The sequence below is a fragment of the Phyllobacterium sp. T2-21 genome (genome assembly GCF_055378485.1).
This window is the reverse complement of the sequence record NZ_AP027912.1, coordinates 2,329,455-2,341,580: the sequence shown is the minus strand read 5'-3', so window position 1 is coordinate 2,341,580 and position 12,126 is coordinate 2,329,455. Positions and strand designations below refer to the sequence as shown.

Genomic DNA, 12,126 nt, shown 5'->3' with positions numbered 1-12,126 from the left:
TTTCCGTTGTTGATGACATCGAACAGCGGATTGATAGGCCGGCGGAAAGCAAAAGTCTGTAAAATACAATCTTGTGGTGTACTTATTCACCTATAGATTGCAACTTTCAGCGTGGCTGATCGTCATCCCTGGCAAAAAATGCCGTCTTTTCTGCCTCCGATTGCAGCACTTCCTGAGCCCGGTCAAGCGCGCGCATGGCAGCAAAAAGCACCTCCCGATCATGCTGGTGCGCCTCGAACAGCGCAACAAAGGCCGGGTTGGTGATTTCATGCGGTTTTGGTGCAGCTTTGGCCCGGTTCAAGCTGTCATCGGCGGTGCGCCTGGCCTTCTCCACGTGATGTCTGGCCGCATCAACATCTGACAAGCTCTTGAAATACTGGCTCATTGTGCGCTTTACCGCTTTCGATGAACGCCCGGCTGCGCTGGAGAGCAAAGCCTGCCTGCTCTGCTCTTCCAACGTATTCTTGCCGGCGCGGCCGGCAGATTTGCTGTTCAGGTCGGACACGTTTTTCATGGGCCATTCTTTGACGATTGGCCACAGCATAGGGCATGGCATCCCATGCTGAAACGAAAGCACGGTTAAAACTCCCGTCAAAACGGGCACCGGATTCTGGTTCTGCCACCTGTGCTAGAACCAGATTGCGCTTTGCCCGTCTCCCAACTCTGTGGGAGGCGGTCTGTCGATTCGCCTCGCGCTTGTCATCGCGAGGGTCTATGGGCGGCGGTCAATGCGGAATGCGGCGTCCCAGCCGAGCGAATGGCGGGCTTTCCCGCTGTTGGCGACAACATCCGTCTCGGTAACATTGTAGGCACCGCTTGCACCGCGCTCGATAGCCTTGAGTGCTGCGCTGGCGGCCGCATCGACATGGACGCGCAAATCCGGATTGGCCGGCATATCGACACCGGTCCCCGGCCCGTAGAAAAAGCCGTAGCGCAGGACGATTCCCGCCATGCCGGGCTCGTTCAACACGGCCCGTTCCATGGCTGCGACACCGGCGACAGTCGTCGCGCGGGGTTCTTCCGCGTGCAGATCAAGCGGATCCGTTTCGATGAACACACCAGGTTTCGGCGCGTAGGCCCAGGCGATACTCTGCGCGATGATACGCCCGACACCCGCGGCTTTTGCCGCCTGTACGAGATTGGCGGTTCCCTCGCTGCGGATGCGGGCATTGCGGCTGATGAAATCCTTCATCGCCGCTGGACTGACACCATGCGGCAAATCCGTGAGCTGATGTATGATCACATCGGGCTCGGCCTCAGCCACAACGGATTTGAGTTTTTCGGCATCGAAGACATCGACAATGGCCGGCTCGACCCCGATCTGGCGCAAGGAAGCGGCCTTCTCGGCGCTTCGCGTGGTGCCGGTCACCACATATCCGGCCTACACCAACAGCGGTGCAAGCCGCCTGCCAACCGCGCCGCTGGCGCCTGCGAGAAAGATGTTCCTGATCATGTGTCTGTCTCCTGTCATTGCCTGCAATTGGTCTTGCGCCACCAAGACGAGACAGCCCAATCGAATGTGACATTGCCCTCACGTTTTTCGACCTAGACGGGTTCGAGCATGCCAAACCAGGCAACCAGCCCGAGCACGACAATGCCCAGTGTGATCTCCGTCAGGGTCCCGAGCCGTATGGCGCGTATGGAACCTGCCTCGCTGGTGCGCATGCGCGGAACGAAAACATAGCGGTTGATCAGGGCCAGTCCGGTCAGCACAACAACCAGAATGATCTTCAGCGCCAGCAAGGCCTGATAGGGGGATGTCCAATCAGCCGGCAGACGTCGAAGGACGAGCGTGGTATTGACCACGCCGGATGCGATCACCAGTGCGACGGCCGCATGACCGGCCGACGAAAACCGCATCAGCGCCGTTCGCGCAGCCACACGCCATTCCGCCTGGCGCAACCGGCCAAGGATCAGCACGACCGGTATCAGCGCGCCGATCCACGCGCCGCCCGAGAGCACATGCACCATATCGTTGAAACGGTGGGCTGCGCCGATCCAGCCCTCCCGCATTGTGGCATGGCCGGAAAATGCCAGGCTTGCCAGAAGCAGTCCCGAAGCCATGGCAAGAGCGATGGACGCGCGGCGTGGCGACAGAGCCAATGCGGGCAACAAAAGCAGGGCCGCCGCGACCTGTATCGCCCAGCCGCGGCCGACACTTGTCTCAAGCAGCACGTCCCGGATGGTTCCGAGATCGACGGCATCGCTCCAGCCCTGCCCGATCATTCCAGCCTGCAGCGGCAGCGTGGCAAAGATCGTTCCGATAGCCAGAAAGACCGCGATCCCGCTCGCAGGACGCAAGCGCTCCCCGATCTCCAGCGCCAGGGGTTTGGGCACAAGCAGTGCGAGATAGGCAAACGCGCCCCACAGGAACATCGTGGACGTATTGTGCACGAACCTGCACAGAACAAGCGTGGTCTCCAACCCCATCAGGGTTTGACGGTGAATGTATAGCTGCCCTTGGTCTTGTGACCGTCGGTGGAAAGTGCGGTCCAGTTCACGGTATATTCCCCCGACGCGAGGGGTGCCGACAGCGGAATGACCAGTGTCTTGTGGTCGTTGATCGACAGTTTGGCCTGTCCCGTCGATATGGTCGCCTTGCCCGGGCCGGTGATCGTTGCACCTGAGAATTTCAGATTCAAACCCTCGGAAAACGTCAGATCGATCTCGACGGGCGAGACCTTCACGATGGCGTTTTCGGCCGGAACTGCCGATTCAAGATGGGCGTGCGCCAATACCTGCCCCAACAGGCCGGCATTAAGGACCGCTGCGACTGCAAAAATACGAATGAGCCGTGACATGAGAACTCCTGTGAGCGGGCGGATTTGACGGATCCGGAGAAAGGGTGCGACCGCGCGGCGAAAGCTAAGCCTGATTTTTGCCGGGATCATGGCAGAATCCCTGTGGGGCGCGACGGCGCGCAGGCGGCAGCGCGAAGCATCCACCGGCGGCCGTCGCTGCTCATTTCCGTACAGCTGCGCGGCTCGACATCGATGCGCCAGAATGCGGAATCCGGTGCCTGCAAGACGCTCAGAACAGCGGCACGAATGACGGAAGCGTGCGTCACCACGATTGTGTGACCGCCATCATGCATATGCGCGCTCATCCAATCTGCAATCCTGACGAGAAAATCATGGACGGATTCGCCGCCATGCGGGGCCGAGGCGGGATTGTTCATCCAGTCCGTTACATCGTCCGGGTGGGCTTCGTGGACCGCGGCGAGCGTCCTCCCCGCCCATTTCCCGTAATCGATATCCGCCAACGCCGCATCGACAACGGATTCCAGACCCAGGGCATCGGCGGTTTGCCGGGCGCGCCGTGCCGGACTGGTCAAAACATGGTGCGCACGGCGCAAATGCCCGGCAATGGCCTGCAGGTTTTGGGCTTCCCCGGGTTCAAGCGCTTCGTCGGCGGGGAAAGCACCTGTGCGGACCGCCGGTGTAGCGCCATGGCAAACAAGGGTCAACCGCGTGGCTCTGGTCAAAATATCCCTCAAAACCCTCAGAAAAAACCGGAAACAGCCCGCAGACCGTTCATTGACAGTCTGCGGCGCGCACAGATATAACCGTGCTGTTGCGAGTTTGGAAGCCGGTGAAATTCCGGAGCGGTCGCGCCACTGTAATTAATCAGTCCTTTTTCGCTGATTGAAAGCCAGACCCTGGCCGCAACATCATCTATTCCGTTAGTGAACGCGTCATTCTGGGAGAAAATTCATGTCCGATATCGCTCTTACGCCGTCAGCAGGCGTCACGCCCATTCCTCTTGGCGAAGTCTTGCCCTGGGCCATTTTCGGCGGGCTGATCATGCTGCTCGCAATCTATTTCATTGGTGCGGAAGAAGGTGCGATGTCGCTCTTCTCGGGCATGTATGTGCACGAATTCGTCCATGACGGCCGCCATCTCCTCGGTTTTCCCTGCCACTGAGGAAACAAAACAATGACAAGAGATCTTTTGATCCGCGGTATGATCGCAGGGGTCATCGCCGGGTTATTGGCGTTCGGGTTTGCCCGGGTGTTCGGCGAACCGCAGGTTGATCATGCCATTGCCTTCGAGGAAAAGATGAGCCAGGCGGCCGGCGCAGCGGCTGAACCGGAGCTTGTCACGCGGGCGACACAGGCCGGCATCGGCCTGTTTACCGGCATTGTGGTCTACAGTGCCGCGCTTGGCGGATTGTTCTCCCTGGTTTTTGCCTTTGTGCATGGCCGGGTCAGTTCCCTCAGCCCGCGCAGCACGGCGGCCCTGCTGGCGCTCGCGGGTTTTGTGGCAATTGTTCTCGTTCCCTGCATCAAGTACCCGATGAATCCGCCTGCGGTTGGCAGCCCGGATACCATCGGGGCCAGAACGGAACTGTTCTTCGTCATGCTGGTGGTTTCGCTCGGTGCCCTTGCGGCGGCTGTGGGTCTGGCAAAGCGCCTTTATGCCCAGCACGGCGCATGGAACGCGACATTGATGGCCGGTGCCGCCTATGTCGTGTTCATTGCGCTGGTGCAATACGCGCTTCCCGCCATCAATGAAGTTCCCGAACAGTTCTCACCGACCGTTCTCTGGAATTTCCGCGTCGCATCGCTGGGCATCCATGTGATCGTCTGGACAACGCTTGGTCTGCTCTTCGGCGCTTTGGCTGAACGGGTTCTGGCCGGACATCGTCCGCGCTATCGCCTGCATGCGGCACGCTGAGCGCAGTCGCGCCATTCCTGAACGCCCGCGGGCGTTCAGGCTTCCGCTGCCGATGGGATTGTCATGAGACCGCAACGCTTCGATATCCCCATGGGATGCCCGGCAGGCTGGCTTCTGGCTCTGGTCGTATGCCTGTTCATGCTGCAAACCGAAAGCGGATGGGCGCACCGCAGCAGCGCCGGTACCGATACGTCGGGCATTTCCATTCCAAGCCTGTCCCATGGTGAAATGGCGGTTATCGCCGACTACCGCAAGCCGATCCTCGATCTGGCGGCCCGCATGACCCGCACCGATGAGAAATTCCGGCGGCTGTTGAACTACACCAATATCCAATACAGCTATTGTCTCTGGGGTATTGTCCCCGGCAGCATTGCGGACGAGCAAAGCCCGTTCAATGCCTGTTCGCACGCCTATCTTGCTGCGACGAAGGCTGTGCTTGTGTATATGCGTGACATGCCCGAACACCGGGACGCCGTCAGTGCCCTGGTCTCCGATCTCGATGCCACACTTGTGCGCAATGGCGGCTCTTTCGTCATGTGCCAGTATAGCGGCGATCCCTACAACACGGCTGATATCATCAGGCCGCGCTGGAGCGATGTGCCTGGACACCTGACCAGCCTGTTTTCCTTCCTGGGATTCGCGATGCTGCTTGCTTCGGCGGTTTTTTCCGTCATCCATCTGACACGCCCGCCACGACAGCCCGTCAACGCCTGATCAAGGCTATGGCCTTTAGGTCACACCGCGCATGTCTTGCCGCCAAACTCCAGATCGCCCTTTCCGCTGCGCGCGACTTGACGTAAGCCTGCTGTCCGGATCGTTTTGACCGTTTGAACGTTATTGCATTCCCTGCCCAAAGACGCTGAGAGCCAAGGACACTTCATGCCCTCCTTTGATTATATCCGCCCCATCCTCCTCTTGCTTGGCTCAAATGTTTTCATGACATTTGCCTGGTATGGCCATCTCAAATTCGCGGACCGGCCGCTCTTTCTGGTCATCTTCATCAGCTGGATGATTGCCTTTGCCGAATACTGCCTTGCGGTACCGGCGAACCGCTACGGTCACGAGATCTATTCGGCCGCCCAATTGAAGACCATTCAGGAAGTGATCACGCTTCTGGTCTTTGCCGGGTTTTCAGTGATGTATCTCGGCGAGAAAATCACCATCAACCACCTCGTCGGCTTCGCGATGATCTGCGGCGGCGCATTCTTCGTGTTCAAGGGTCCGCTCTAGGATCAAACGACAGCATACGTGCTTGATGGTGCAGACGGGTAGTATAGTTAGTCAGATAATTATATGAACGACGGCGGGAAACACCGTTGCCGGGAAGGAATCATCGCCCCAGATCGTTCTTGGTGTTCTTGTAGATGTTGACACCCAGTTCGCGGATTTTCTTGCGCAGCGTGTTGCGGTTGAGCCCGAGCAGTTCCGCTGCCTTGATCTGGTTGCCATGGGTTGCGGTCAGGCATGAGAGGATGAGCGGGTATTCCACTTCCTCCAGCACGCGCTGGTAAAGCCCGACCGGCGGCAGATCATCGCCATAGGACAGGAAGTAGCGCTGCATGTTGAGTTCCACCGCCTGGGCGATAGTGATGTCCTCATTGGACATCGACGTCGAGGATGGCTCCGCCGGCCGCAGGTCGGCCTTGAGTTCCGCCTCAATCACATCCGCATTGATTTCTTCCTGCGGATAAAGCGCGGCGAGACGGCGCACCAGATTTTCCAGCTCGCGCACATTGCCGGCCCAGGGATAGCGGCGCATCAGGTCGAGGCCATCGGCGGTGATGCGTTTTTCCGGCAGGCCGTCCTTTGCCGCCATCTTGAAGAAATGCCGGACAAGGTCGGGAATATCCTCGCCGCGCTCGCGCAGCGGCGGCAGGCGCAGCGGCACCACGTTCAGGCGGTAATAAAGATCCTCGCGGAACATGCCCTGATTGATCAGCGTCCGCAGATCCTTGTTTGTCGCGGCCACGATGCGCACATCAGTCTTGATCGGCGTGCGTCCGCCCACGGTCATGTATTCGCCCTGCTGCAGTACGCGCAGCAGACGCGTTTGCGCTTCCATCGGCATATCGCCGATTTCATCGAGGAACAGCGTGCCGCCATCCGCCTGTTCGAACCGGCCGCTCGACCGGTTCTGCGCACCGGTGAAAGCACCCCGTTCATGGCCGAACAGTTCGGATTCGATCAGGTCGCGCGGAATGGCAGCCATGTTGATGGCGACGAACGGCCCCTTGCGGCGACGGCCATACTCATGCAGCGCCCGCGCCACCAACTCCTTGCCCGTGCCGGATTCACCTGAAATCATCACGGTCAGGTCGGTCTGCATCATCCGGGCAAGAACGCGGTAGATATCCTGCATGGCAGGCGAGCGGCCCACCAGAGGCATGGTATCCGGCTGTTCTTCATTGGCCCATTTTTCCGGCTTTTTCTTCGGTTCCGCCAAGGCACGGCCGACAATGCTGACAAGCTCGGTCAGATCGAATGGCTTTGGCAGATATTCATAGGCCCCCGCTTCGGAAGCGCGGATTGCCGTCATGAAAGTGTTCTGCGCGCTCATGACGATAACCGGCAGATCGGGGCGCGATTTCTTGATGCGTGGCAGAAGGTCGAAAGCGTTTTCATCGGGCATCACCACATCGGTGATGACAAGATCGCCGTCACCGGCGGAAATCCAGCGCCACAGGGTGGCTGCATTGGACGTGATGCGCACATCGTAACCGGCACGTGACAGCGCCTGATTGAGGACTGTTCTGATAGCTGCGTCGTCATCCGCAACGAGAATGCTGCCCAAGCTCATGATCAGAATCCTGCCTTTTTCGATATAATCATTTCATCCGCATGGTCGTCGTCCGACGGATCGCTCTGCCATGCGGGCATCAGAATGCGGAATGTCGTCTTGCGCGGTACGGAATCGCATTCGATGACACCGCCATGATCGCCAACGATTTTCGCTACGAGCGCCAGGCCGAGACCCGAGCCGTTCGGCTTTGTCGTGATGAACGGATCGAACAGATGCGGCATGATATCCGGTGAAACGCCTGAACCGGTATCCTGCACGCAGAATTCGAGTGGCAGGGATACCCGGTTGCGGATGCCCGGAATCGACAGGCGGATACCGGGGCGGAAGGCGGTCGACAGCGTGATCTCGCCCGGCTCGCTCGTGCCGATGGATTCCGCCGCATTCTTCACCAGATTCAGGAACACCTGTACCAGCTGATCACGATTGGCAAAAACATAGGGCAGCGACGGGTCATAATCCTCATGGAACTTGATGTGGCTGGCAAAGCCGTTCTTGGCGATGGCTTTGACGTGGTCCAGCACGACGTGGATGTTCACCGCCTCCCGTTCGATCGGGCGCTCGTCGGAAAACACTTCCATGCGGTCGACAAGCGAGACGATCCGGTCGGTCTCGTCGGTGATCAGCCGCGTCAGCGCGCGGTCATCATCGTTGAGACCGGTTTCCAGCAGCTGCGCCGCACCGCGAATACCCGACAGCGGGTTCTTGATTTCGTGCGCCAGCATGGATGCAAGGCCGGTCACCGAACGGGCGGCGCCGCGATGGGTCATCTGTCGGTCGAGCTTTTCCGCCATTGACCGCTCCTTGAACAGGATGACGATCGATCCCGGCGCTTCGCTGACCGGCGTGACGTAGAGATCGACAATGCGGTCCTGTCCGAGGCGCGGCGACGAAACATCGACGCGATATTCATTGACGGGCGACGGGCTTTCCCGCACCTGCTTGACCAGAGCCAGCAACGGGCTGCCGAACGGCAGCAGCATTTCCAGCGTGTTGCGGCTCAATATGCTGGCGCTGGAGCGGAAAAACGCTTCCGCATCGGAATTGGCATAGGAAATATGCCCGCTTTCATCAAGCATGATCACAGGATGGCGGATCGCATTGAGAACGATCCCGGCCAGTTTGTCGTCCATCGCAACATTGTCTGCCGATGTCATCATGCAACCTTCTTCATGTCATGTTCGTCCGGCCGCGCGAGTGCGGCATGCAGGCGCCCGGCAACCAGACGCGGATTGGTTTCGGTCATGATCGAAGCGCGTTCAGCCGCGCTGATGTCGACACCGTGCTTTTCCAGATACCAGCCGAGATGCTTGCGCGCATGGCGAATGCCGGTCGGCTCGCCGTAATGGGCCAGCATCGCCTCGTAATGGGCCACCGCATAGTCGGCGATCAGGCCTGTGTCCTGCCCGTTCTGCGCGCCATGAACGATCATCCCGGGCAGCCAGGGCTGCCCATAGGAGCCACGCCCGACCATGACCGCATCGGCTCCCGACGCCTCGAGAATGCCATTGGCATCGTCGCGGTTCACCACATCGCCATTGGCAACAAGCGGGATGGAAACGGCCGCCTTGACGGCACGGATGGCATGCCAGTTCGCCTTGCCCTCATAGAACTGGCAGCGGGTACGCCCATGCACCGTCACCATCTGCACACCGGCCTGTTCGGCACGGGCGGCAAGCTCAGGCGCATTGATCGTGTCGTCATCCCAGCCCAGGCGCATTTTCAGCGTCACGGGAATGTTTACCGCAGCGATGGTCGCCTCGATCAGCGTCAGGGCATGGTCCAGATCGCGCATCAGGGCAGAACCGGAAAAACCGCCGGTCACTTTCTTGGCCGGGCAGCCCATATTGATATCGATGATATGCGCGCCCTCGCCTTCGGCGATGCGCGCGGCTTCCGCCATCCACTTCGTTTCACGCCCGGCGATCTGCACCACATGGGTGCCGAGACCGTCTCCGCGCAGCCGCAGCAGGTTGCCGCGCTCGCGCGTGCACAGCTCGGCGCTGGCAACCATTTCGGACACAACCATGCCTGCGCCGGCCTTCCACGCCAGCTGGCGGAACGGCAAGTCGGACACACCGGACATCGGCGCAAGGAACACCCGGTTACGCAGCTGTACGCCGCCTATCTCGAGTGGTTGATTCAGATCGATCACGTCACTATTGCCTGTTTCGTATGCAATTTTCCAATCGCCTATCCTTTAGACAGGAACACCGGACTAGGCAAGGCAAAGAGCACCTCGAATGGACGAGATTTCGTTTAAACCTCTGGTCTTTCGCCTCGGCAAGAGGTAACGCAGTCTGGAGTTACGGAGAGAAGTGTGGCGGCAGGTACAAACGACAAGCAGATGCGGGTGGCAGCCGTCATTGTGGCGGCTGGTCGCGGGGAACGCGCGGGCCAAAGCGTTGAAGGACCGAAGCAATACCGCAAGATCGGCGGTGAAGCGGTTCTGGCGCATACGCTGCGGGCCTTTCTCGGCTGCCCGTTCATCGGCGATGTCGTCGTTGTCATCCACAAGGAAGACGAATCCCTCTTCGCCCAGGCGGCAGGAGACTATGCGGCACGCGTCACATGCGTAACCGGCGGGCCGACGCGGCAGGAATCAACCCGGCTTGGCCTGCTCGCCCTGAAGGACCAGGCGCCGGACCACGTGCTCATCCATGACGGCGTGCGGCCGTTCATCTCCGCCGATCTGCTCGAGCGGGTTATTTTCAACCTGACGCCGCATATCGGTGTTCTGCCGGTGCTTGCCGTCTCCGATACGCTGAAAGCAGCGGGCCATGATGCCATGGTCAGCGCCACGGTGCCGCGCGCCGGGCTTTATGCGGCACAGACGCCGCAGGCCTTCCCCTATGGGCCGATCATGGCGGCGCATGATGCGGCATTCGCCATCGGCCGTTCCGATTTCACCGACGATTCCGCCATTGCCGAGTGGCAAGGCTTGCCGGTGCGGATTGTCGAGGGATCGGCTGACAATACGAAACTCACCTGGGCAAAGGATATCGATATGGCTGATGACCGTCTGTCGCAAAGGCATGCCGCCTTCCCGGATGTGCGCACGGGCAACGGCTATGACGTGCATTCGTTCGAGCCCGGCAATGGCGTGACGCTCGCCGGCGTCTTCATCGAACATGACCGCAAGCTCAATGGCCACTCCGACGCGGATGTCGCCTTGCATGCACTGACCGATGCTTTGCTGGCCACGCGCGGCGCGGGCGATATCGGCACGCATTTCCCGCCGTCCGACCCGCAATGGAAGGGTGCCGCCTCGCATATTTTCGTCGAGCATGCCGTGAAAATCGTCAAGGCGGCGGGCGGGCGCATCGCCAACGCCGATATCACCCTGATCTGCGAGGAACCGAAAGTCGGCCCGCACCGCGAGGCCATGACCGCCGCCCTGTCGAAAATGCTCGGGATTACGCCCGATCGCGTGTCGGTCAAGGCGACGACCAATGAAAAGATGGGCTTTATCGGCCGCAAGGAAGGCATTGCCGCCATCGCTACGGCATCGGTGATCTATCCGGGAGGATTACCGGAATGAGCGGACTGATCGCAGAGACAAAGGCCATCGCGGTTCTGGAAGCCTGCCGCGCCAGAGGCATTTTGCTGGCAACAGCCGAATCCTGCACCGGCGGGCTGATTGTGGCCTCCCTCACCGACATCGGCGGTTCATCCGACGTGGTGGATCGCGGCTTCATCACCTATTCCAACGAAGCCAAGCACGCGATGCTCGGCATTCCCATGGAAGTGATCGCTGCCCATGGCGCCGTATCGGAGGAAGTGGCGCTGGCCATGGCCGCGGGCGCATTGCAACACTCCCGCGCCGGCATTGCCGTGGCGGTGACGGGTGTTGCAGGTCCGGGCGGCGGATCGGCGGCCAAGCCGGTTGGTCTCGTCTGGTTCGGTGTCGCTCTCAAGGGACAGGCGCCGCAGGCTGTACGGCATGTTTTTCCCGATCAGGGGCGCGCGAGCATCCGGCAAAACGCCGTCGAAACGGCGCTCGATCTGGTGTTGAAGACGCTCGCCTGAATTCAGGTGCGCGACACCCGGAACGCCATGCCGATGGAATCCGGCGTCACCGGCTCGAAGCCGAATTTTGCGTAGAGATGTTTGGCCGGGCCATCGGCGATAAGGCTGACATAGGCGCCATCAGGCGCTTCCGCCGCCACATAGTCCATCAGCGCAGTCATGATCTTCTTGCCAAGCCCGCGCGCCTGATGGGCGGGATCAACCGCAATGTCCACCACCTGATAGAAACAGCCGCGATCCCCGACGATGCGGCCCATGCCGACTGCCTTGCCGTCCAGCGTCACCGTCACGCCGCAGACCGTGTTGGGAAGACCGATGAGAGCCGCCTCACGGCTCTTCGGACTCAAACCGGAAATCACCCGCAACCGGCAATAGTCGTCGACGGATGGTGCTTCCCCGTGAAGGGTGTAATCGGGCTCAACGCCACTCATCATTCTCTCCCAAGCTGGTTGCGCCGCAGTTCTAGCTGAATCGTCCCGCTGCGATCAATCATCCGATGCGCGGAAACTTGCCATTCTTGACATCATCACCGCCAGCATGGGATATCGGTTCCATGATCGAGAATGACGTTTTGATTGTTGCGCGGGTTGCCGGCATCCCAACAGGCGGGATGCAGGGACTTCG

At 60.0% G+C, this 12,126-nt stretch carries 15 protein-coding genes and 1 riboswitch; of the genes, 6 read left to right on the top strand and 9 right to left on the bottom strand.

Going from position 1 to position 12,126, the window contains the following annotated elements; all coding sequences use genetic code 11:
* Window positions 1-106: 106 nt before the first annotated feature.
* The 5 genes from ACZ5FP_RS11735 to ACZ5FP_RS11715 all read right to left on the bottom strand — a co-directional run bounded on the left by ACZ5FP_RS11735 (window position 107) and on the right by ACZ5FP_RS11715 (window position 3,484).
* Window positions 107-604 carry a hypothetical protein gene (locus tag ACZ5FP_RS11735; RefSeq protein ID WP_288193785.1) on the bottom strand — a complete coding sequence of 166 codons (498 nt, stop codon included), beginning with the start codon at window positions 602-604 and terminating at the stop codon, window positions 107-109.
* A gap of 108 nt (window positions 605-712) precedes the next feature.
* Entirely contained in the window at window positions 713-1,369 is a 657-nt protein-coding gene (locus tag ACZ5FP_RS11730; protein ID WP_464660281.1) for an NAD-dependent epimerase/dehydratase family protein, read from the bottom strand.
* A gap of 176 nt (window positions 1,370-1,545) precedes the next feature.
* Window positions 1,546-2,430 (bottom strand): copper homeostasis membrane protein CopD, encoded by an 885-nt coding sequence (gene copD, locus ACZ5FP_RS11725; RefSeq protein ID WP_464660279.1) that lies wholly within the window; start codon window positions 2,428-2,430, stop codon window positions 1,546-1,548.
* Window positions 2,430-2,801 carry a copper homeostasis periplasmic binding protein CopC gene (copC, locus tag ACZ5FP_RS11720; RefSeq protein ID WP_464660278.1) on the bottom strand — a complete coding sequence of 124 codons (372 nt, stop codon included), beginning with the start codon at window positions 2,799-2,801 and terminating at the stop codon, window positions 2,430-2,432. Before copC ends, copD begins: the two co-directional genes overlap by 1 nt.
* An 86-nt stretch (window positions 2,802-2,887) precedes the next feature.
* Window positions 2,888-3,484 (bottom strand): histidine phosphatase family protein, encoded by a 597-nt coding sequence (locus ACZ5FP_RS11715; protein ID WP_464660276.1) that lies wholly within the window; start codon window positions 3,482-3,484, stop codon window positions 2,888-2,890.
* A 46-nt stretch (window positions 3,485-3,530) separates the two neighbouring features.
* Window positions 3,531-3,681, top strand: a riboswitch (cobalamin riboswitch).
* Window positions 3,682-3,713: 32 nt separating this feature from the next.
* Between ACZ5FP_RS11715 and ACZ5FP_RS11710 the strand changes: the two genes are divergently transcribed.
* From ACZ5FP_RS11710 to ACZ5FP_RS11695, 4 genes are all read left to right on the top strand, one after another.
* Window positions 3,714-3,923, top strand: a complete 210-nt coding sequence (locus ACZ5FP_RS11710) for a CbtB domain-containing protein (RefSeq protein WP_130269314.1) — start codon at window positions 3,714-3,716, stop codon at window positions 3,921-3,923.
* 12 nt (window positions 3,924-3,935) lie between these two features.
* Window positions 3,936-4,676, top strand: a complete 741-nt coding sequence (locus tag ACZ5FP_RS11705; RefSeq protein WP_464660274.1) for a CbtA family protein — start codon at window positions 3,936-3,938, stop codon at window positions 4,674-4,676.
* Window positions 4,677-4,739: 63 nt separating this feature from the next.
* Entirely contained in the window at window positions 4,740-5,390 is a 651-nt protein-coding gene (locus tag ACZ5FP_RS11700; RefSeq protein WP_464660272.1) for a hypothetical protein, read from the top strand.
* A gap of 165 nt (window positions 5,391-5,555) precedes the next feature.
* Window positions 5,556-5,906 carry a DMT family protein gene (locus ACZ5FP_RS11695; RefSeq protein WP_463012938.1) on the top strand — a complete coding sequence of 117 codons (351 nt, stop codon included), beginning with the start codon at window positions 5,556-5,558 and terminating at the stop codon, window positions 5,904-5,906.
* A 100-nt stretch (window positions 5,907-6,006) separates the two neighbouring features.
* Here ACZ5FP_RS11695 and ntrC read toward each other — a convergent pair whose 3' ends face one another.
* From ntrC to dusB, 3 genes are read right to left on the bottom strand one after another with little or no spacing between them, the layout of a single operon-like run.
* Window positions 6,007-7,473 (bottom strand): nitrogen regulation protein NR(I), encoded by a 1,467-nt coding sequence (gene ntrC / locus ACZ5FP_RS11690; protein ID WP_223614990.1) that lies wholly within the window; start codon window positions 7,471-7,473, stop codon window positions 6,007-6,009.
* A 2-nt stretch (window positions 7,474-7,475) separates the two neighbouring features.
* Window positions 7,476-8,633 carry a two-component system sensor histidine kinase NtrB gene (locus ACZ5FP_RS11685; protein ID WP_223614991.1) on the bottom strand — a complete coding sequence of 386 codons (1,158 nt, stop codon included), beginning with the start codon at window positions 8,631-8,633 and terminating at the stop codon, window positions 7,476-7,478.
* Window positions 8,630-9,628 (bottom strand): tRNA dihydrouridine synthase DusB, encoded by a 999-nt coding sequence (gene dusB, locus ACZ5FP_RS11680; RefSeq protein ID WP_464660270.1) that lies wholly within the window; start codon window positions 9,626-9,628, stop codon window positions 8,630-8,632. Before dusB ends, ACZ5FP_RS11685 begins: the two co-directional genes overlap by 4 nt.
* A gap of 192 nt (window positions 9,629-9,820) precedes the next feature.
* On the opposite strand from dusB, the gene ACZ5FP_RS11675 reads away from it, so the two are divergent.
* Both ACZ5FP_RS11675 and ACZ5FP_RS11670 read left to right on the top strand, forming a co-directional pair.
* Window positions 9,821-11,014, top strand: coding sequence for a bifunctional 2-C-methyl-D-erythritol 4-phosphate cytidylyltransferase/2-C-methyl-D-erythritol 2,4-cyclodiphosphate synthase (locus tag ACZ5FP_RS11675; RefSeq protein WP_346305429.1), 1,194 nt, complete (start codon window positions 9,821-9,823; stop codon window positions 11,012-11,014).
* Entirely contained in the window at window positions 11,011-11,502 is a 492-nt protein-coding gene (locus ACZ5FP_RS11670) for a CinA family protein (protein WP_464660268.1), read from the top strand. The genes ACZ5FP_RS11675 and ACZ5FP_RS11670 overlap by 4 nt, the downstream gene beginning before the upstream one ends.
* A gap of 2 nt (window positions 11,503-11,504) precedes the next feature.
* On the opposite strand, the gene ACZ5FP_RS11665 is transcribed toward ACZ5FP_RS11670, so the two are convergent.
* The gene (locus tag ACZ5FP_RS11665; protein WP_464660266.1) at window positions 11,505-11,933 is read right to left on the bottom strand and encodes a GNAT family N-acetyltransferase; all 429 of its coding nucleotides are present in this window, start codon (window positions 11,931-11,933) and stop codon (window positions 11,505-11,507) included.
* Window positions 11,934-12,126: the final 193 nt, after the last annotated feature.